Origin of the sequence: Streptomyces sp. NPDC088124, from assembly GCF_040685895.1 — a bacterium.
GTDB lineage: Bacteria > Actinomycetota > Actinomycetes > Streptomycetales > Streptomycetaceae > Streptomyces.
The window spans coordinates 87179-106588 of the sequence record NZ_JBFBJB010000018.1; the positions used below are offsets into that span (position 1 = coordinate 87179).

At 69.8% G+C, this 19410-nt stretch carries 20 protein-coding genes and 3 pseudogenes; 10 read left to right on the plus strand and 13 right to left on the minus strand.

Translation table 11 applies throughout. From position 1 onward, the window contains the following. Positions 1-18: 18 nt before the first annotated feature. A complete protein-coding gene (locus AB0P17_RS16970) occupies positions 19-768 on the minus strand; it encodes an SDR family oxidoreductase (RefSeq protein WP_365811669.1) in 750 nt (249 codons plus the stop codon). 192 nt (positions 769-960) lie between these two features. Here AB0P17_RS16970 and AB0P17_RS16975 point away from each other — a divergent pair, with 192 nt between their 5' ends. Both AB0P17_RS16975 and AB0P17_RS16980 read left to right on the plus strand, forming a co-directional pair. Next, positions 961-1368, plus strand: coding sequence for a hypothetical protein (locus AB0P17_RS16975; protein ID WP_365811671.1), 408 nt, complete (start codon positions 961-963; stop codon positions 1366-1368). Between the two features lie 165 nt (positions 1369-1533). Further along, positions 1534-1674 (plus strand): annotated as a pseudogene (locus AB0P17_RS16980) (multicopper oxidase domain-containing protein); the annotation flags it as partial. Between the two features lie 255 nt (positions 1675-1929). Here the strand turns inward: AB0P17_RS16980 and AB0P17_RS16985 are convergent. Then, complete coding sequence (locus AB0P17_RS16985; protein WP_365811673.1) at positions 1930-3318, minus strand: alpha/beta hydrolase-fold protein; 1389 nt, start codon at positions 3316-3318, stop codon at positions 1930-1932. Between the two features lie 282 nt (positions 3319-3600). Between AB0P17_RS16985 and AB0P17_RS16990 the strand changes: the two genes are divergently transcribed. Beyond that, a complete protein-coding gene (locus AB0P17_RS16990) occupies positions 3601-4299 on the plus strand; it encodes a class I SAM-dependent methyltransferase (protein WP_365811675.1) in 699 nt (232 codons plus the stop codon). A gap of 12 nt (positions 4300-4311) precedes the next feature. Here AB0P17_RS16990 and AB0P17_RS16995 read toward each other — a convergent pair whose 3' ends face one another. From AB0P17_RS16995 to AB0P17_RS17005, 3 genes are all read right to left on the minus strand, one after another. Then, positions 4312-5187: a zinc-dependent alcohol dehydrogenase family protein gene (locus tag AB0P17_RS16995; protein WP_365811677.1), complete on the minus strand. Its 876-nt coding sequence runs from the start codon at positions 5185-5187 to the stop codon at positions 4312-4314. 175 nt (positions 5188-5362) lie between these two features. Next, entirely contained in the window at positions 5363-5686 is a 324-nt protein-coding gene (locus tag AB0P17_RS17000) for a helix-turn-helix domain-containing protein (protein ID WP_365811678.1), read from the minus strand. Further along, positions 5683-6759, minus strand: a complete 1077-nt coding sequence (locus tag AB0P17_RS17005; protein ID WP_365811679.1) for an endonuclease/exonuclease/phosphatase family protein — start codon at positions 6757-6759, stop codon at positions 5683-5685. Before AB0P17_RS17005 ends, AB0P17_RS17000 begins: the two co-directional genes overlap by 4 nt. A gap of 379 nt (positions 6760-7138) precedes the next feature. Between AB0P17_RS17005 and AB0P17_RS17010 the strand changes: the two genes are divergently transcribed. The 3 genes from AB0P17_RS17010 (at position 7139) to AB0P17_RS17020 (ending at position 9498) form a co-directional block, all read left to right on the plus strand. Beyond that, positions 7139-7834, plus strand: a complete 696-nt coding sequence (locus tag AB0P17_RS17010) for a response regulator transcription factor (protein WP_365811681.1) — start codon at positions 7139-7141, stop codon at positions 7832-7834. After that, the gene (locus AB0P17_RS17015) at positions 7827-8951 is read left to right on the plus strand and encodes a HAMP domain-containing sensor histidine kinase (protein ID WP_365811682.1); all 1125 of its coding nucleotides are present in this window, start codon (positions 7827-7829) and stop codon (positions 8949-8951) included. The genes AB0P17_RS17010 and AB0P17_RS17015 overlap by 8 nt, the downstream gene beginning before the upstream one ends. A gap of 199 nt (positions 8952-9150) precedes the next feature. Beyond that, the gene (locus tag AB0P17_RS17020; RefSeq protein WP_365811683.1) at positions 9151-9498 is read left to right on the plus strand and encodes a VOC family protein; all 348 of its coding nucleotides are present in this window, start codon (positions 9151-9153) and stop codon (positions 9496-9498) included. A 57-nt stretch (positions 9499-9555) separates the two neighbouring features. Here AB0P17_RS17020 and AB0P17_RS17025 read toward each other — a convergent pair whose 3' ends face one another. Then, the gene (locus AB0P17_RS17025; protein WP_365811685.1) at positions 9556-10431 is read right to left on the minus strand and encodes a helix-turn-helix transcriptional regulator; all 876 of its coding nucleotides are present in this window, start codon (positions 10429-10431) and stop codon (positions 9556-9558) included. Between the two features lie 87 nt (positions 10432-10518). On the opposite strand from AB0P17_RS17025, the gene AB0P17_RS17030 reads away from it, so the two are divergent. Beyond that, the gene (locus tag AB0P17_RS17030) at positions 10519-11292 is read left to right on the plus strand and encodes an SDR family oxidoreductase (protein ID WP_365811687.1); all 774 of its coding nucleotides are present in this window, start codon (positions 10519-10521) and stop codon (positions 11290-11292) included. A 120-nt stretch (positions 11293-11412) separates the two neighbouring features. Then, positions 11413-11622 carry a 4-oxalocrotonate tautomerase family protein gene (locus AB0P17_RS17035; RefSeq protein ID WP_365811689.1) on the plus strand — a complete coding sequence of 70 codons (210 nt, stop codon included), beginning with the start codon at positions 11413-11415 and terminating at the stop codon, positions 11620-11622. Between the two features lie 128 nt (positions 11623-11750). On the opposite strand, the gene AB0P17_RS17040 is transcribed toward AB0P17_RS17035, so the two are convergent. Continuing rightward, positions 11751-11936 carry a hypothetical protein gene (locus AB0P17_RS17040; RefSeq protein WP_365811690.1) on the minus strand — a complete coding sequence of 62 codons (186 nt, stop codon included), beginning with the start codon at positions 11934-11936 and terminating at the stop codon, positions 11751-11753. A gap of 55 nt (positions 11937-11991) precedes the next feature. On the opposite strand from AB0P17_RS17040, the gene AB0P17_RS17045 reads away from it, so the two are divergent. Next, positions 11992-12918, plus strand: a complete 927-nt coding sequence (locus tag AB0P17_RS17045; protein ID WP_365811692.1) for a hypothetical protein — start codon at positions 11992-11994, stop codon at positions 12916-12918. Between the two features lie 929 nt (positions 12919-13847). Beyond that, entirely contained in the window at positions 13848-14267 is a 420-nt protein-coding gene (locus AB0P17_RS17050; RefSeq protein WP_365811694.1) for a phosphotransferase, read from the plus strand. 127 nt (positions 14268-14394) lie between these two features. Here the strand turns inward: AB0P17_RS17050 and AB0P17_RS17055 are convergent, their stop codons facing one another. The 6 genes and pseudogenes from AB0P17_RS17055 to AB0P17_RS17080 form a co-directional block, all read right to left on the minus strand. Then, positions 14395-14820: an HIT family protein gene (locus AB0P17_RS17055; RefSeq protein ID WP_365811695.1), complete on the minus strand. Its 426-nt coding sequence runs from the start codon at positions 14818-14820 to the stop codon at positions 14395-14397. Between the two features lie 154 nt (positions 14821-14974). Next, the gene (locus AB0P17_RS17060) at positions 14975-15760 is read right to left on the minus strand and encodes a carboxymuconolactone decarboxylase family protein (RefSeq protein ID WP_365811697.1); all 786 of its coding nucleotides are present in this window, start codon (positions 15758-15760) and stop codon (positions 14975-14977) included. Continuing rightward, positions 15757-16464: pseudogene (locus tag AB0P17_RS17065) on the minus strand (zinc-binding dehydrogenase); the annotation flags it as partial. The pseudogene AB0P17_RS17065 and the gene AB0P17_RS17060, both read right to left, overlap by 4 nt. A 171-nt stretch (positions 16465-16635) precedes the next feature. Then, positions 16636-16979, minus strand: a pseudogene (locus AB0P17_RS17070) (alcohol dehydrogenase catalytic domain-containing protein); the annotation flags it as partial. 64 nt (positions 16980-17043) lie between these two features. Continuing rightward, entirely contained in the window at positions 17044-17928 is an 885-nt protein-coding gene (locus tag AB0P17_RS17075; protein WP_365811698.1) for an aldo/keto reductase, read from the minus strand. Further along, positions 17928-19370 carry an MFS transporter gene (locus tag AB0P17_RS17080; RefSeq protein WP_365811699.1) on the minus strand — a complete coding sequence of 481 codons (1443 nt, stop codon included), beginning with the start codon at positions 19368-19370 and terminating at the stop codon, positions 17928-17930. Before AB0P17_RS17080 ends, AB0P17_RS17075 begins: the two co-directional genes overlap by 1 nt. Between the last annotated feature and the right edge of the window lie 40 nt (positions 19371-19410).

A 19410-nucleotide genomic window follows, 5' to 3' on the forward strand; every position in this document is an offset into this window, starting at 1 on the left:
GACGCCACCGGCCCGCGGTCAGCCCGCCGCGGCCTCGCCGTGACCGGCCACACCGATGGTCTGCCCGCCGTCGATGAGGAACTCGCCCCCGGTGGTGAAGGAGGCGTCGTCGCCGGCGAGGAAGAGCACCATACGGGTGACCTCGGCCGGCTCCCCGATGCGCGGCAGCGGCTGATGGGCGAAGAGCTGAGCCGAGGCGCTCTCGCCCATGGGGGTCCGTATGACGCCCGGGTGCACGGAGTTGATCCGTACCCCGCTGCCCGCCATGTCGAGTGCGGCCGCCTTCGTCATGCCCCGCACGCCCCACTTGCTCGCGACGTAGCCCACGGCGCCGGCGAACCCCGTCATTCCGGCCGCCGACGAGACATTGACGACGGCCCCCGCGCCGCGTTCGCGCATGCCGGGAAGAAGGGTGTGCATCCCGAGGAAGGCGCCCACCAGGTTGACGTCGAGGGTGCGCCGGAAGTGTTCCGGCGACTGCTCCTCGACACCGCCGAAGTGAACGATCCCCGCGTTGTTGATCAGCACGTCCACGGGGCCGAGGCTCTCCTCGGCGGTACGCAGGGCATGCTGCCAGGCGTCCTCACGGGTGACATCGAGGTGGACGTACCGCGCACCGGGCACCTCCCTGGCCAGGGCCTCTCCCTCGCTGTCCAGTACGTCGCCGACAAGGACCCGGGCGCCTTCGGCGGCCAGGCCGCGTACATGGGAGGCTCCCATGCCCCGGGCCCCTCCGGTGACGATCGCGACCTTTCCCTGGAAGCGCATGACGGACTTCCCTTCTGCAGTGCGTGCTCGGGTGGGCGACGCAACAAAATACCAGAGATGAAGTAGATTCAATGAAGTGAATGAGTGAGATCAGCCTCGACGGTCGGCGAACGGGATCCTGCGAGAAAGAGCCTGCTGTCCAGGGTTTGTCCATTCGATGCTCGATCCTCACGATCTGAACCAACTTCATTTGTGGATGCCGGTCTCGTCCCGTCACCCGTACCTGCGCGAGGTCCCCGGCGGAGGCGCCCACCCCAATTACTTAACCATCCGGATGGTTCATTTGCTGCCCTCGGGTCGCGGTCGGCCAACACCCGGGTACTGCGCGCCACCGCGGCCCTCGCGCTGCTCTCCGCTCTGGCGCAAGGGCTGCTGGCCGGCCTGATCGTCACCGGAGACGTCGGACTGCTGACGGTGCACAACGTGCTCGGCAGTGTCATCTCCCTCTTCGCCCTCGTCCAGTTCGCCCTCGCCCTCGCCCTCGTCGAGCGCCGGGGCCGAGGGCAGCGGCGCTCGCGATGCTCGTGCTGCTCGTCGTCCTCACCGAGAGCGGCCCCGGCGCCCTCCTGGCAAACCGTCCTGACGAGGGAGGCGCTGTGATGCGAGCACGCGCGTTGAGCCGGCGTGGCTTCCTCGGCGTGGCGGGCGGCACCGCTGTCGCGGCGGTGACCGGCAGCGCCGTCGGTGCGCGGTTCGCGGGACGGGAGGAAGCCGACACGGCCGGTCCGCCCGGCGAGCACCACCGGCGGTGTGGACCGCTACGAGATGGTGCAGCGGAGCACCGACGTGGAGATCCTGCCCGGGCTCCGCACCCGGGTGTGGGGGTACGACGGGCAGTTCCCCGGCCCGACGGTCGTCGGCCGGTCGGGGCGCGGGGTGCTGCTCACCGTACGCAATGAACTACCGGTGCCGACCTCCACGCACCTGCACGGCGGCGTCACACCGCCTGGTTCGGACGGGTATCCCACCGACATCGTCGTACCCAGGGGATGGCGGCAGCCCTCGGGGCACTCCGGTCACACGGGGATGCGCATACCGGCCGACGCCTGGGAGACATCCGAACTGACCAGGGAGTACAACTACCCCATGGACCAGCAGGCGGCGACGCTCTGGTACCACGATCACCGGATGGATTTCAGCGCTCCGCAGCTCCGACGCAGCTCACCGGCGCGACTGGTCGAAGAGCCAGTCGATGACGACGTCGTTCTCGTACGTCTGTGCCCAGGCCCCGTGCGGGCTCACCGGTGTGGTGCCGGCCGGGTAGCTGGTGAACAGCGTATGGCTGCCCGCGCGGCGGGCCTGATGCAGCAAGGCCCGGGAGCGGGCCTCGAATTGGTCCTTGGGCAGGTCGTTGCCCCACTGCCCGCGGGTGACCTTGGCGCCCGCGTTCTCCAGTGCGTTCATCAGCGTCCAGGTACCTGGCTTGCCGAAGCGCCCCTCCTTGTAGGGGACGACGGGGTCGTCGACGGAGTGGTCGGCCCAGAGCGGGATGTGCGTGATCCTTTCCATGACGGAGGGGTCGCCCCAGCCGGCGGTGGCGAGGGCCGCGGCGTACCTGCCGGGCTGTTTCGGGAGCAGGTTGAGGATTCCCCGCGCGCCCGACGACAGGCCGACGAGGTAGAGCCGGCCCGCGTCGACCGGGTACGCGGCCGTCGCGGCGTCGATGAGCTGGATCAGCGCGCCCTGCACCGTGGCATCGGTCCAGTCCGTGCCGTCCTGGCCCTCCATGGGGCGGGGCAGCGGGATCTGCGGGGCGAGCACGAACGCCGGGTTCCTGCGCTGGCGTTCGGGTTTGGCGAACGTGACCGCGATCCGGTTGGCGGTGAGCTGGGTCATGTTGTTGTCGGCGACCTCGCCGCCGCCGTGCAGGGTGACCACGAGCGGGTACCGGGTGCCCGCCCCGGGGCGCCGTAGGTACCCGGCCGGCTGATGGAGACGGAAGTCCAGCTCGAACCCCGTCGAGTCGGTGAACGATCCGGCGGTGAAGTCGTCCACCACAGGGGTGCGCACTCCCTCGTTCCGGATGGCGAACGGATCCGCCGCGAGTACGGGGCCGCCGCCGCGCGCCGTCACATCGGCCACCTGCCTGACCGCGTAGGCGCGGTCGAGCGGAAGCGGATCGGTCGCCCCGGCAGCCCGCGCGTTGGCGTCGCCGGGGTCGAGTTCGATGATCAGGTGGTCGCCCGGTCGTCCTGGGTCGGCCCGGTCGTCCACCTCGGCTGTGGTGTTCGGGTAGACGCGGGTCACCGTCCGGGCCGCGGTCTTCCCGCCCACGGTGGCGGTGACGTGGAACGCGGAGGGCGGGATCACACCTCCGCACGGATCGATGGGTGCCGCGTACCGGATGGCGACCGCTGCCACCAGCCAGTTGTGCCTCGGCGTCACCCGTGTGAGGAGGTCGCACCGCAGAACCGGATTCAGCCCGGGCGCCGTCGACGGGTCCGCTGCCGCGGCGTCGGCCGCCGCCGCGGTCGCCGCAGGAGTTACCGCTGCCGCGGTGACGGCGCCTGCGGCGATGGTCAGGGCCGTACGTCTGGTGAACCTTGGCATGGGTCCTCTTCTCGTCATCCGGTGGCCTGGGCTTTCCGCGCGGGAGAGCGCGGAGGGCGGAAGGGGCGGGGCGGATGTGCTACGCGAGAGTTTCCGAGCGACAGCGGATCGGCGTCCAGCATCAAACCGGCATATATTCATGCCGGATGCGTATCAAATCCGGCCGTGTGCCTGTGTACGGGCGACGGTGGCTGTGCCTTCGGTGTCCCAGGTGCGGGTTGACGCGCGGGGCACACGTCGGGCGGTGGGGAACGGCCGTCCGATCCGGCCCGTTGGACAGGTATGGAGCTGAGGGTGCGAGTGGGACATCAGGGGAGCGGGCCAGGAGCGATTACTCCGGACGGCTGCGCGGTCGAGCTGTACTCGCGGCTGCCGGTCGGGGCCGAGCCGGACGTCGTCACGGCTGCCGTGCCGGCCGGTGCGCGCATCCTGGAGCTGGGCTGTGGCGTGGGACGCGTGACCCACCCGCTTCTGGAGCGGGGGTTTGCGGTGACTGCGGTGGACGAGTCCCAGGAGATGCTCGACCGCGTCCGTGAGGCGCGGACGATATGCAGCCCGATTGAGGACCTCGACCTGGGCGGGACATTCGACGTGGTGATGCTCGCATCGTTCCTCGTACACGCCGGAGACGTCGCGGTGCGGCGTGCCCTGCTGCGTACCTGTGTCCGGCATGTCGCGCCGGACGGCTGCGTGCTGATCCAGCGGGAGGGCGACGACTGGCACACGAACCTGCCGCGTGAGCGCGTCGATCCCAGCGGTTTCACGGTACGGATCGTGTCGGCGGAACCGATCGGCGACGGGGCGAACTCGATCCACGCGGAGTACGAGTTCCTGGACGCCACCTGGACACAGACATTCCTGTCCCGACCTCTGACGAAGCGGCAGTTCGAAGGCGCGCTCGCGGAGGCGGGCCTGAGGGTGGACACGTACCTGACCGAGGACCGGACATGGGTGCGGGCGCGTCTCTCGGACCGGAGATGACGGCCCTGTGTCTCACGACGCGTTCTCCTCGGCGGCCAGGGTGACGACGATCTTGCCGACCTGGGAGCCGGCTTCGAGGTAGCGGTGGGCGTCGACGATGGCGTCCAGGGGGAAGGTTCTGTCGATGACCGGGGTCAGTTCACCGCGGGCGAGCCCGTCCCGGACGAATGCGACGGCGGAAGCCCGGCGCCGGCTATCGGTGGTGATCTCGAACAGTTCGAAACCACGGATGGTCAGGTGCTTGAACAGCACCGTGCCCACGTTCAGTTGTACGGGCTCGCGGTCCAGCAGGCCGTAGACGACGATGACGGCCTCGTGGGCGGCCGCCTCGACGAGGTCGGCCAGTGCGGGGCCGCCGACCGGGTCGAAGATCACGCGGGCGCCCGCACCGCCGGTCAGCTCGTGCACGCGGGTGACGACGTTCTCCTCGGCGGTGGCGATGACCGCGTCGGCGCCGGCGTCCAGCAGGTGTCGGCGTTCGGCGCTGGTGCGGGTCAGCGCGATCGCGCGCGCCCCGGCCTTGTGCGCGATCTGGATCGCGGCCAGTCCCACGCCGCTGGACGCGGCGGGGATGAGCACGGTGTCCCCGGGGCGCACGGCCGCCAGGTCGACCAGCCCGCCGTAGGCGGTGATGAACTGCATCCACACCGAGGCCGCCTCCTCGAAGGACAGGTTCTCGGGATGGACGACGACCGCGTGGGCGGGGGCGAGGACGAGTTCACCGTGCACGGGGTAGTCGGTCATGGTGAACGAGGGCACCACGCTGACCGCGTCGCCCACGCGCAGGCCGGTGACATCAGGCCCGAGGGCCTCGACCACGCCGGCCGCCTCATAGCCGAGACCGGACGGGAGGACCGGGTCGATGCCGTACTGGCCCAGCCGGAACATCGATACGAACGGCAGGTTCAGGAGGCGTCGCCGCGGCGAACGTCGGGGGTGGGCACCGGACCAGCTCGGCACCGCGACCCAGCCTGCACCTGAGTTCGACGTGAGTCAAATTTTGAACTCCATCGAAATAAGTGCGCCGATCCGCCGCACCGGCGGGCTGCGTCTGTCCGGCGGCTCAGGCCACGCCCGCCGCTGCCTCCGCGGTGGAGGCGGTCACCACGGCGGAGAGCAGGCCGGGGAAGCGCTGCTCCATCTCATCGGTGCGCAGGCTGTTCATCTTGGTCGTGCCCACGTAGTACTGGCGGATCACGCCCGCCTCGCGCAGTACGTTGAAGTGGTGCGTGAGCGTCGACAGTGACACCGGCGCGTCGAACGTTCCGCAACTCATGTCCGTGCCCGCTCGGGCCAGTTGGAACACCACCGTGCGCCGCACCGGATCCGCCAGCAAAGTCCCGGCGGCCTTACACGTGCGCACGACGGCCTGCGACGCGGTGTTCACCAGCTGATTCCGGCCGCCACCGGCCGGTGGTCGCTGCCGGTGGCCGGCAGGACCCAGGAGCTCGTCGGCTGCACACCGCGGACCAGGATCTGGTCGATCCGGGCCACCGGGAACGTCGTCGGCCAGCTGAAGCCGAAGCCGTCCCCTGCCGCTTCCTGGGCCGAGTTCATCCGCGAGGTGATGCCGGCGAAGGCGCGGTCGTCCAGGGTGCCGTTCAGGTCGCCGAGCAGCACCACCCGCTCACTCCGGTCCGCGGCGATGGCCTTGCCGAGCGCCTGCGCACCGCGGTCCCGGCTGTCCGTCCAGAAGCCGTTCCTGGGGAACACGCGTACGGATCCCAGGTGGGCCACGTACACCGTCAGCGGACCCCGGTCCGTGGCCACCGTGGTGCGCAGCGCCCGGTTGTAGGCCATCTTGACGTCGGCCGGCTTGGTGTCTCCCAGCGGCCCGTAGTCCATGCTGATGTCGACCGGTCGGGTGTCCGACAGCGGCAGCTTGCTCCACAGTCCGACCGTGCCCTGCACCGTGTGGTACGGGTAAGCCTTCTCCAACTCCTTCTCGTACAGCGGCTTCGCCTGCGCGGTGACCTCCTCCAGGGCCAGCACCTCCGCTCCGGAGGCGGCCAGGTCGCGGGCTGTGCCGGCCGGGTCCGGATTGCCGGCGCCGACGTTGTGGCTGACCACGGTGAGGTCGGTGGACGGGTGCGACTTGTCGCTGAGCAGCCCGCCGAAGAGGCTCAGCCACGCCGTGACCGGCAGCAGCAGCGCGGCCACCGCGGAGGCGGAGCGGCGCCACAGTGCCCCGGCCAGCAGCACCGGGATGAACAGGCCGAACCACGGCAGGCAGGTCTCCACCAGGCTGCCGAGGCCCCCGCGGTCCGTGATCTGCGCGTGCAGCAGCATGACCAGGCCGAGCAGCAGCGCCAGCGCCGCGAGCACCGGGCCGCGCTTCCAGGGCTCCGGCCGGAAGACGATGCGGATCGCCCGGCGGACGTCCGTGCGCGGGGTCCCGGTGCCGGCATCCCGGATCTCGGCGCCGCTCTGTCCGGCCTCCGCCGTGTCCACCTGCGTCATGGTCTGTCCTCGTTCACTGCCGGTCACTGCTGCGTCCTCGGGTCATGGGGGAGTCGGTACACATACGCGGGCAACGACGATCGCTCGCAGTGGCGCGCGCAGCCTGGGGGAGGGCCTCGAACGGATCCGGAGGGACGAGGAGGCGGAGGCGGAGGCGGAGGCGGACGAGAGTCTCGGCGCCTGGTGGCCGAAGGCCGCGGTGATCACGGTCGTGACGATCATCAGGCCGACGGCAAGGAGCCACCGAATCCGGTGGGCCGTTTGTCCGCGCCGGTGGTGGGGGCCGAATCATGCCGCCAGTCAAGGTGGCACGGTGTTGCCGGCACGTATGCGGTTCTCGATATGCCGACGATATGCGCCGACTCGTAGCATCGACACCATGCGTGTGTTGATCGTCGAGGACGAGCCCTATCTGGCAGAAGCCATCCGTGATGGTCTGCGTCTGGAAGCGATCGCCGCCGACATCGCGGGTGATGGCGACACCGCTCTGGAACTGCTGAGCACCACCACCTACGACATCGCCGTCCTCGACCGCGACATCCCCGGACCGTCCGGTGACGAGATCGCCACACGCATCGTCGCCTCCGGCAGCGGCATGCCGATCCTCATGCTCACCGCGGCCGACCGTCTCGACGACAAGGCCTCCGGATTCGAACTCGGCGCCGACGACTACCTCACGAAACCTTTCGAGCTCCGGGAACTCGCGCTCAGGCTCAGAGCGCTCGACCGCAGACGTGCCCACAACAGGCCTCCCGTACGAGAGATTGCGGGTCTGCGGCTGGACCCGTTCCGCAGAGAGGTCTACCGGGACGGCCGCTATGTCGCGCTCACCAGGAAGCAGTTCGCGGTGCTCGAAGTCCTCGTCGCTGCCGAAGGCGGTGTCGTCAGCGCCGAAGATCTCCTGGAACGCGCGTGGGACGAGAACGCCGACCCATTCACCAACGCCGTACGCATCACCGTCTCGGCACTGCGCAAGCGTCTCGGTGAACCCTGGATCATCGCCACCGTGCCGGGCGTCGGCTACCGCATCGACACAGCGCCCGACACCGGACAGGAGGGAGGAGACCGTGGATAGAGCCCCGGGAACGAGTGTTCGCCTCAAACTCACCCTCAGCTACGCCGGGTTCCTCACGATTGCCGGCGTCCTCCTGCTCGCCGCGGTGTGGGTGTTCCTCCTGCGTTACGTTCCCGAGCGCGCGCTTATGGTCTCCGCCGACGCCCCCACGCATGGTGTGTTTCCCATCCGTTCCAACCTCCTGCGCGTTTTCGCTCCGAGAGCAGCCGCGGTGTTGGCATTCCTGCTCGTGTTCGGTCTCGTGGGAGGGTGGCTGCTCGCCGGCCGTATGCTCGCCCCCCTGACGTGCATCACCGGCGCCGCACGCGCCGCCGCTACCGGATCACTCTCCCACCGGATCCGGCTCCAGGGGCGCAAGGACGAGTTCCGCGAACTCGCCGACGCCTTCGACACGATGCTCGCACGGCTCGAAACACACGTCGCCGAACAGCGGAGATTCGCAGCCAACGCCTCTCACGAGTTGCGCACCCCGCTGGCGATCTCCAAGGCGCTTCTCGACGTGGCCCGCACCGATCCGCACCGCGACGCCGGCGAACTCATCGACCGCCTCCACGCCGTCAACACCCGAGCGATCGACCTTACGGAGGCATTGCTCCTGGTCAGCCGAGCCGAGCAGCGGTCATTCACCCGAGAACCCGTCGACCTGTCCCTCGTGGCGGAAGAGGCCACCGAAACACTTCTCCCGCTCGCGGAAAAGCACGGCGTCACCATCGAGACCCGCGGTGACATCACCCCCACGATCGGATCACCAGCGCTCCTGCTGCAGCTGACCATGAACCTCGTCCACAACGCGATCGCCCACAACCTGCCCGACCAGGGCACCGTGTGGGTGACCACCAGCATCCGCCCCGGGACCGTGGTGCTCGCTGTCGAGAACACCGGCGAGAAGCTCACCCCGCAGCTCGTCTTGACACTCACCGAACCGTTCCGGCGCGGCACCGAGCGGATACACACCGACCACGCGGGCGTCGGCCTCGGCCTGGCCATCGTCAAAACCATCACCCAGGCACACGACGGAACACTCACCCTCACCCCGCGCCCCGCCGGCGGGATGCGCGTCACTGTGGAACTACCCGCGACATCGGCCGGCTCACCGCCGGGCGATCCCGCCCGCTGAAGTGCGGCAGGCGTCACGCGTCGGGGACGAGTCCTGTGAGAGCGAGGACGGGGCCGTGACGGCCAGGGCGGTGACGGTCAGGGCGGTTTTCCAAACGACACGCCCCAGGGCGTCTGGTGAAAGCACGTGCGCCGACGGGTGGGGCCGTAGTACCCCTGGACAGTCCTGGATCCGTTTCCGTTCTCGTCCGGAGCCGTCGATGACCGTTCGCCGTGTCATGCCCATCATTCAGTCGGAGGCCGCGCAGGAGAGCCGGGAGTTCTACGGCCTGCTGGGCTTCGAGGAAGTCATGAATCTCGGCTGGATCATGACGCTTGCCTCGCCGTCCAGTCCGGCAGCGCAGGTCAGCGTCATGACCAGCGACAGAACCGCCCCGGTTACCCCCGATATGAGCGTCGAGGTCGACGACGTGGAGGCGGCTTACGCGATCATGCGGGACAGCGGCGCGGAGATCGTTCATCCCCTGCAGGACGAGGAGTGGGGCGTACGGCGGTTCTTCGTCCGCGATCCCAACGGCCGTGTGGTCAACGTTCTGAGCCATCGCTGACGCTTCCCGCCGGGCCCGGCAGACGGGGGAGTCCACGTTCACGTCCCAGGTGGCCGGTCAGCCGGCAGGGTCTTCGAGTGCCGGCCCGGCGATTTCCTGGGTGCCGATGATCGAGAGCAGACTGAGGAGGTCGGCGCTGTCGGTGCCGAGTGCGGGGGTGAACCAGAGCAGCCGCTGCCGGCCGTCCTCGCTGAACAGATTGAGGCAGTTGACCTCGATCAGGCCGATTGCGGGATGGTTGAGGCGCTTGCGGTCGTCCCGCCTGAACGCCACGTCGTGGTCGGCCCACAGCGTGGCGAATTCGGGGGAGGTGTCGAGCAGCGAGCTGACCATGGAGCTTGCTTCGGTGTCCCTGGCGTCCCGTCGGGCGGCGGCCGCGCGCAGATCGGCGACGAAGGCGCGGGACTGGACCTCGTGATCGGCTTCGGGGTAGAGGCGCCGCGCGTCGGGATCGGTGAACCACCGGTGTACGAAGCTGGCCCGAGCGCCCCGGAACCCGGATTGGTCTCCGAGCAGGGCCACCGCGAGCGGGTTCTGTACGAGGGTGACATGCAGGTCGGTGATCACCTGAGCCGGTGTCGATGTCAGGCGATCGAGGAGATCGAGCATGCCGGGGTGCACGTGCGAGGCGGCTCCGCCCTGTACGGGCACCGGGCGATCCGCCAGGTGGAACAGATAGTCGCGTTCGTCGGCGGTCAGGCGCAGGGCCCTGGCGAGGGCCGCGAGCATCTGCTCGGAGGGCTGGGATCCGGCTCCGCGTTCGAGTTCGTTGTAGTAGTCGACCGACGCCCCCGCGAGCTGGGCGACCTCGTCACGGCGCAGCCCGGGTACGCGGCGCCGGGGACCGGTCGGCAGCCCGACGTCGCCCGGGCGGAGGCGATCGCGCCGCGAGCGCAGAAAGGCACCCAGTTCGGTGTACTTCGCAGAACCCATGCACCCCATTCTGCGCTCGGCCAGGTCACGGACCCAGGGGATGACATCCCCTGGTTGACCTGGTCAGGACCACGGATCGTGGAGGACATGACTACGAACCACCAAGCTCATACGCCGCCAGCCGCACCGGCAGCCGCGCGGGTCGCCGTCGTGACCGGCGGATCGCGCGGCATCGGCCGGGCGGTCTGCGAGAGGCTCGCCCGCGACGGGCTGGCCGTCGTGGTGAACTACGCCCGCGACGCGGCGGCCGCCGAGGAGACGGTGGCAGCGATCACCGCCGCCGGTGGCCGTGCGGTGTCCGTGCGGGCGGACGTGGCGGACGAGAACGCCGTCACCGCGCTGTTCGACCGGGCGGAGCAGGAATTCGGCGGCGTCGACGTCGTCGTGAACGCGGCCGGCCGACTCGCCCTGTCGCCCATCGCCGACCTCGACCTCGGGGTTCTCGACGCCGTGCTGCGCACCAACCTCCGCGGCACGTTCGTCGTGGCCCGGAGCGCCGCCCGGCGACTGCGCGAGGGTGGCTCGTTCGTGGCGTTCTCGACCTCCGTGGTGGCCACCCAGTTCCCCGCTTACGGCGCGTACGCGGCGAGCAAGGGTGCTGTCGAGTCGATCACGCTGATCCTCGCCCGTGAGCTGCGCGGCCGGGACATCACCGTGAACACCGTCGCACCCGGCCCCACGGCCACGGATCTGTTCCTCGACGGCAAGACGCCCGAACAGATCGAGCGGCTCGCCAGGACCCCGCCCCTGGAGAGGCTGGGCACCCCGCAGGACATCGCCCGCGTCGTCGCCTTCCTCAGCAGCCCCGAGGGGCACTGGATCAACGGCCAGATCCTGCGGGCCAACGGGGGCATGGCGTGAGCGGCCGGCCGAAAGCCGTGGCGCGAGCACTCCTGGCCGACCTCTGACCACCGACACCGCAACCGGCACCAACAGACACGTCCGCGTCCGCGGAAGAAACCACTCCGAGGAGAGACCGCTATGCCTTTCGCCAACTTCAAGGTCCCCGCAGGCACCCTCACCGCAGCGGACAAGAAGAAGATCGTCGAGCGCACCACCGACCTGTATGCGGAAATCTACGGTGAGCGCGCCCGTCCCACCACCGTCGTCCTCGTCGACGAAGTCGTCGACGGCGGCTGGGGCGTCGCCGGCAACATCCTGACCGCAGCCATGCTCGACGGCGACGCCTGACCCCGAGCACCGGCGGATCTCCTCCTCCGCACAGGGGTGCTCGAAGCAATTGCCGCACCACCCAACGGATATCGCTGACCGGTGCTGATACGACATCGGTGATGTCCCGTTACACGGGCCCGCTTCCGTCAGCGGCCCTGAGCGACGACGTCGTGGAGGTACCGTACGGCGAGCGTCTCGGCGTGGTGACGCCGTTCCACAGCCGTTCCACCGGCGTCGGACCATCTGCGGTAGAGGTCGACGGTGGCGAGGAGCGCCCGTCCGGCTTCGTGGCGGTCGTAGCCGCACAACGTTGCCTGAAGATCGCGCGCCACTGTTCCTTCTGCGGCCGGGACGGTGGACCCTGGTCGGTGGGGAGGTGACCACCTCATGGTTGACGACGGACAGCGGCTCTTGGTGATCAACGTGCCGAAGGTGACGTTCTACCCAGAGCAGCTGGGGCGGACGGGGTGCTCGTACCACCCCGTCGGCCGCTCGCACCAGGGCACGCTCGGCTGGACCGCCGTCCGGGGAACCCGGGCCGAGCAGGACGAATGGCGGGCGGCCGCGGAGCAGTTCTCCGCCACGGTCCGGGAGGCGGAGGGCGCGTACCGGGCGGTCGTCCGGGGAAGGGGCCGTCACCTGCCGGGCGCGGGACGGCGGAAGGAGCGGGCGGCGGAGCGGTTCCGGAAAGCGGCGGCAGTCGCCGAGGAACACTACGCGCCGGTACGCGCGGAGATCGGGCGGCGCCTGGCCGCCGAAGCGGAGCAGGTAGGGAGGGAGCGGGAGGAGCGCGAGCGCCGCTGGGCTGCCGAACGGGCGGAAGAGGAGGCGCGACGCCAGGTGGCCGAGGCCCGCGCGGGCCGCTGCCACGACCTGGCGCGGCGGCAGGTGTGGGGTTGGGCGGTCGTCGGTGACGAGGAGCGGGGCGGGACGGAGATCTTGGCGCACCGCCACGACGTACCTACCGGGCAGCCGTTGCCGGCCTCCTCACGTCAGTCCGCGCAACCGCTGTCGGCGGGCTCTCTGGAACGAGAACTGTACGGAATCCGGGAGGAGTTGGGCCTGACGGACGTGCGATGGGAGGAAGCGGCGATGGGGCGCGTGGAGGCGGAGTGCTCGATTCCGGACGACCCCGTCCCTTTCGACGTCTGGTGGGCCACCGTCACCGCGCGCCACTGGCGCTCCCCCCGGCAGGTGCCGCCGCCCCCGCCCCCGTCTTCCCCGGCCGGCCACGGCCGTGCGTACGGCTTGCACGGCAGCGACTACGGAGGCATCGGAGGGGACTACGGCGGCGGAGGCTTCGGCGGCTACTGAGCCCCCGGCCCGCCGGAACAGCACCCTCGCGCTCGCTCGGTCGGTTCCTCGGCCCGCCAGGGGCGACGACAGCTCCGCTCAGCGGCTCGTCGTACGTAGTGGAGTGCGGCGCTGAAGCTCTCCACGGGGGCCCGGGCCGCGGGAGCCGCTGCGTAGTGTGTTCTCCGTGCGCCACCAGCACCGCGGCCGATACCTGAGCCCCGGAAGTGCGAGCGAACCCGCACGGTCGGACGACGAGGTTCGCAGACGGCACCTTCTCGATCAGCGTTCACGGAGATCCGGGATGTGTGGGGGACGGGGGCGGGGTGGCTCCTCGTCAGGGAGTCCAGGGCAGTCGTAGCACTTCGATTCGAGGATCAAGATGATTTCAGAGAGCTCCCGCGAGACGCGGAACGCCACTGCGTCGGCCGGGTTGCCGCAGCAGACGGGCACGCGCCGGATCGCGTGGAATGCGGTGCCGCAGGATGTCGCGGCCGGTATCGAGCGCCTGCTCGGTGCCGAGGTCGCCGCGGCGGCCGGGCAGCCCGGTGGATTCTCGGAAGGTGTGGCTTCGCTGCTGACGCTGACCGACGGTCGCCGGATGTTCGTGAAGGCGGCGAGTTCGGAGCGGGCTCCGGCGGTGTCCGCCTTCCACCGCAGGGAGATCGCCGTCACGCGGCAACTCGCCACTGCCTGGACGCCCCGGCTGCTGGACGCCTACGACGATGGTGTCTGGGTCGCGGGGGTCTACGAGGAGATCAGAGGAAGGCTGCCCGCGCAGCCCTGGCGCCCCGACGAACTCGACCGGGTCCTTGCCGAACTCGCCGAGCTGACCGAAGCGTTGACCCCGTCACCGGTCGACCGCACGCTGCTGGCCGAGCCGCGACTCGGCGGTTGGCGGGCACTGGCCGGGCGCGGCGGCCCGCCGGTCGACCGGCTGCGCACGCACGATGGCCCCCTGGGCGGCCGACCACCTCGCCGACCTGGCCGACCTGGAGGCACAGGCCCCACAGGCGCTGGCCGGCGCAACCCTGCAACACGGCGACCTGTACCCGTTCAACATCATGCTCCACGACCAGCGGGTCTTCGTCGTCGACTGGCCGCACGCGTGGATCGGCGCGCCGCACTGCGACACGGTGACGCTGCTGTCGAGCGCCTCGCTCAGCGGTGCGGACCCCCAGCAACTCGCCGAACGCCATCCCCTCACGCGCGCCGCGGACAAGGAGCAGATCGACGTCCTGCTTGCCGCGCACTCCGGCTTCCTGCTCCGGATCGTCGCATCTGCGGGCATGGGGGCGGACCAGAACCTGGTGGAGATGATGACCGCGCTGGGGCTGGCCTCCCTCCGCTGGCTGCGGAGGCGGAGATGAGAGCCGACGTCCGGACCACGGCCGGTGTTCCGATTCCGGCTCGTCCGGGACGAGAACGTCTGCGTGTGCAGTTCGAAGGACTCGTCGACGACGAGCAGTCGTCAAGGGTTGTGCAGGCCCCGGCGGGTCAGGATGCCAGGGATCTCCGCAACAAGGAAGCGCGGGTGAGCCGAGCGTCGCGCGGTGCTTCGGATACTTCGGGATCAGGCATCTGGAAGGCATCTCCGTCGAAGCGCGGGATGACGTGGACGTGCAGGTGGTGAAGTACCTGACCGGGTATGTCGTTGTTCTGCGTGATCGTGCTTCCGACAGCTTGGTAGGCGTCTTTCACCGCGGTCGACACTCGCGCGACGACCTCAAAGACTTCCTGCAGAAGGTCACTTCCGGCTTTATGCAGGCCGGTCACGTGGGCGAGCGGCAGCACCAGGGTGTGACCTGGATTGTTCTCGCGCTGCATGAGAGTGGGGATGACGAAGACGTTCTTCGATCGGTATGCGACCAGGTCCGCGTCGATCTCGCCTTGGCCGATCAAGCAGAAGGGGCAGTCACTCACTCGGGAACCTTTCGTCCTTGCCATGTTCGAACGCGGCTGCTGCGACCATTATGAGAGCTACCACATCTGTCTCATTGAAGGCCCCGGTGAACGTGGGTGGCGCGTGCGTGGCCGAAGCCGCTGCTGACGCCGGTGATGAGCTGGGTATGCGCGGTCATGCGTCCTCCTGAGGGCACGAGGTGGTACCGGCGTTGACAGCGGCCAGGGCGTTGAGGGTGCGGGGGTAGCCGATGAAAGGCAGCAGGCCGGTGAGTACGGCGACGAGTTGGGCGCGGTCGTTGCCGACGTTCAGGTTGGCGGCGACGTGGCCGCGTACCTGGGCGTCCGCGCCGCCGAGCGCGGCAAGCATGGCGAGGGTGAGCAGTTCGCGGGTGGGCACGTCGATGCCGCCGCGGGTGTAGTGGTCGCCGAAGCAGTTGGCGCTCAGGAAGTGCTGGATGTGCTGCTGGTCGGCGGGGGCGCCGGCGTGCATCGTGTCGACGGCGTCGGCGCCCACGATCCGCTTCTGCATGTCCAGTCCCTCGGTCCCGCGGGTGTCGGGCGTGGTCGTCGACTGGGCCTCCAGCGGGAGTGGGACGCCTCGTTCGGTGAGGACGTCGTTGGTGGCGTGCAGAAAGTCGAAGACGCGAGCCATGCCGGCATAGGGCACCGCCTGGTAGACGATCTCCTTCGCCTCCACCGGGGTGACACCGGTGGTGAGCGCGGCGCCCAGCATCACCCGGTACTCGGCGACGGCGCCCACTGCGATCATCGCGGCGAGCTGGGTCATGAGCCGGGTGCGCTCCGGCAGGACGCCGGTGTGGCGCAGTACCTCGTCGAAGGCGAAGTCGTCGAAGTAGGCGATCAGTTCCGGGTCGGTGACGGCGAGGGTGGAGACGTGGCCGGGGAACAGGCGCTCGTGCGCGGCCGCCGCGTCGGGGTTCGGCTTGCGGGCGGTCACGGGCGTACCAGCGTCTTCAGCGCCTCGCGGTCGTTCATGGCGTGGTATCCCTCGGCGATGTCTTCCAGGGCGACGGTGCGGTCGAAGACGCGTCCGGGCCGGATGGAGCCGTCGAGGATGTGCGGCATGAGTTCCTCGATGTAGGCCCGGGCGGGCGCGACGCCACCGGTGAGGGTGATGTTGCGCAGGAAGTCCGCAAAGCCGAACGGCACGTCGGTGAACTGCGGGGCACCGACACGGCTGACGGTGCCGCCGTCGCGGACCACACCGAAGCTCTGTACGAGCGCGTCCTTCAGGCCGACGCACTCCAGGACTTTGCGGGTGCCCTCGCCGCCGGTCAGTTCGCGGACCCGGGCGACGCCCGCGTCGCCTCGTTCGGCGACGACGTCGGTGGCGCCGAAGTCGCGGCCGAGGTCGGTGCGGGCCTGGTGACGGCCCATGAGAATGATCTGTTCGGCGCCGAGCAGCCTGGCGGAGATCACGGCGGAGAGCCCGACCGCGCCGTCCCCGATGACGGTGACAGTGTCGCCGCGGCGGACACCGGCGGTCCGGGCGGCGTGGTAGCCGGTGCACAGCACGTCGGAGAGGGTGAGGAGGTCCGGGGGCAGGCCGGAGTCCTCGGCGACGGGCAGCCTCACCAGGGTGCCGTCGGCCAGGGGCACGCGGGCGGCCTGTCCCTGGCCGCCGTCGACGCCGTTCACGCCGACCGTGACCTTGCTCCCGGGGCCGGTACCGAACCGCTTGAGCGGGGCGTAGACGGTGATGCCGGCGCACAGCAGGGGAGCGGCGGCGGCCGGGTCGAGAGTCTCGGGGACGCGGACCACGAAGTCCTCGGGGGCGACGATCGCCTCGGAGTAGCCGCCCTGGGTGTGGGTGCCGGGCTCGGCGGGGTCGGGGCTGCCGAAGACCAGGGTGTGGCCCTTGAGGCAGTACTGCTCCTGACCGGCGCGGCAGTTCTCGCACTCGCGGCAGGAGTTGGCCATGCAGCCGATGCCGACCAGGTCGCCGAGTGGCGGGTGACGTCCGGGCCGGTTTGGGTGACCCGGCCGACGATCTCGTGGCCGGGCACGAGCGGGCTGACCGGGAGCGGGCCGAAGGAGCCGTCGACGAAGTTGATGTCGGAGTGGCAGATGCCGCAGTACAGGATGTCGAGCCTGACGTCGTGCGGGCCGATGTCACGGCGCTCGATGGTGACGGGGGTGAGCGGCCGGCCTCGTATGCGCCGAACGCGTGGACGGTGGTGGGCATGTTGTTCCTTCTTGCAGGTTGTGCGGGGTTCGGCGTCAGGCTTCGGGGATGGCGCGGCCGTAGTCCGCCAGGGTGACGGCCGCCGGCTCGGGTCCGCCGCGGCGGCCGGTCTCCAGGGCGTCGAGGGCCTTCAGCTCGTCCGGGGTGAGGTCGAAGTCGAAGACGTCGATGTTCTCGGCGATGCGGTGCCGCTTGGTGGACTTGGGGATGACCGAGCGGCCGTGCTGGAGGCCCCAGCGCAGCAGGACCTGGGCCGGGCTCTTGCCGTGTGCCTCGGCGATCCGGGTGACGGCCGGATCCTGGAGGACACTTCGGCGGTTCTCGCCGTAGCCCGGGTAGAAGGTGATGCCGCCGATGGGGGACCACGCCTGGTTGAGGATGCTGTGGGTGTCGTCGAAGTCGAGGACGGCGCGCTGCTGGAAGTAGGGGTGGATCTCCAGCTGGTTGACGGCCGGGACGACGGTGGCGGCGTCGAGCAGGGCGGTCAGGTGGTCGACCATGAAGTTGCTGACGCCGATGGCGCGGACCTTGCCGTCGGCCAGGAGTTTCTCCAGAGCGCGGTAGGCGGCGAGGGTCCTGTCGAAGCCGGACGGCAGCGCCTGGTGCAGGATGAGCAGGTCGATCCGGTCCATACCGAGCTTGGCGGCGCTCTTGTCGAAGCCGTGCAGGGTCTCGTCGTAGCCGTAGTCGCTGATCCAGATCTTGGTCTCGACGAACAGGTCGTCGCGGGGCACGCCGGAAGCGCGCAGGGCCTGGCCGACCTCGCGTTCGTTGCCGTAGGCGGCGGCGGTGTCGATGTGCCGGTAGCCGAGGTCGAGGGCGGCCGTGACGGCGGCCCGGGTCTCGTCGGGCGGGGTCTGGAAGACGCCCAGTCCCAGGGCGGGCATCTCGACGCCGTTGTTGAGGGTGAGGGTCTGCATCACAGGGTCCTTTCCTTACGGGATGCGCGTGCGGGCACGATGAGGATCGAAACGGTCACGACGGCCAGGGCGAGCAGGACGGCGGAGCCGGTCAGGGCCGCGCCTGAACGGGCCGCGATGTCGGATGCCGTGTGGCCGGTGGAGACGGTGGCGGCCACGGCGGTCAGGATGCTCAGGGCCAGCGCGCTGCCGATCTGGTGCACGGCGTTGACCAGACCCGAACCGGCCCCCGCGTCCTGGGGGGCGACACCGTCGACGCCGCTGGAGGTCAGGGGGGCCAGGGTCAGGCCCTGGCCGGCGCCGATGAGCACCATCGGCAACGCCACGCCCGTCAGGTAGGGCGTGTGAAGGCCCAGACGGCTCAGCCACGCCATGCCGGCCGCGGTCAGGGCGACACCGGACAGGAGCACCAGCGGCCGGGCGGCCCGCTCCAGGAGCCGGGGCACCTGGACGGCAAGACAGAAGTTGACCAGCGTCATCGGCAGGAACGCGAGACCGGCCTGCAGCGGCGTCCACTGGTAGACGCTCTGCACGAACTGCGCGGTGAAGAAGAAGAACCCCATCATCGCGCCCATGTAGAGCATCCGGGTGACGTACGCGCCGGAGCGCTCCCGGCCGGCGAACAGCCGCAGCGGCACGATCGGCTGCGCGGCTCGTCGCTCCACCCTCACGAACAGCCCGAGCATCACCACGCCTGCTGCCAGCGGGAGCAGGGTGGCTGGAGCGGTCCAGCCGAAGTCGGCCGCGTCCACGATGCCGAGAACCAGCGCGGTGGACCCCAGCGTGGCCAGCAGAGCCCCGCCCACATCGAAACGACCGCCCTGGCGGTCGGTCTCGGGCAGGAACCGCAGGGCCATCACCATCATCACAACGCCGACCGGAACGTTCAGGAAGAATCCGGCCCGCCACGAGATCAGCTCCGCGGCGAGCCCTCCCACCACCAGACCGAGAGCGGCGCCGAGACCAGCGACCGCGCTGTAGGCGGCCATCGCCCGGTTGCGGGCCCGGCCCTCGGCGAAGCTGCGCGTGAGCAGGGACAGCGCGGACGGCGCCAGGACGGCGGCGCCGACGCCCTGGAGCGCACGGGCGGCGATCAGCCACCCCTGGGTCCCCGCGGCCCCCACCAGGAGCGAGGTCAGTGAGAAGACGGCCAGGGAGAACAGGAACACCCTGCGGTGGCCGAACATGTCACCGGCCCGGGCCCCCAGCAGGAGCAGCCCACCGAAGACCAGAACGTAGGCGTTGGTGATCCAGGACAGACCGGTCTCGGAGAAGCCCATGTCGGAGCGGATCTGCGGCAGCCCGGTAAACACGATCGAGTTGTCGAGGATGACCATGAAGTAGCTGACGCAGATGATCGTGAGGATCACCGTCGAGTGGACCGGCGCCTTGCCCGGCCGCATCGCCATGGACGCCGGTACACGATGCGCGGTGGCGGTCACGATGTCACCAGCCCCATCCCGGCATCGGTTGCCGTGAGCA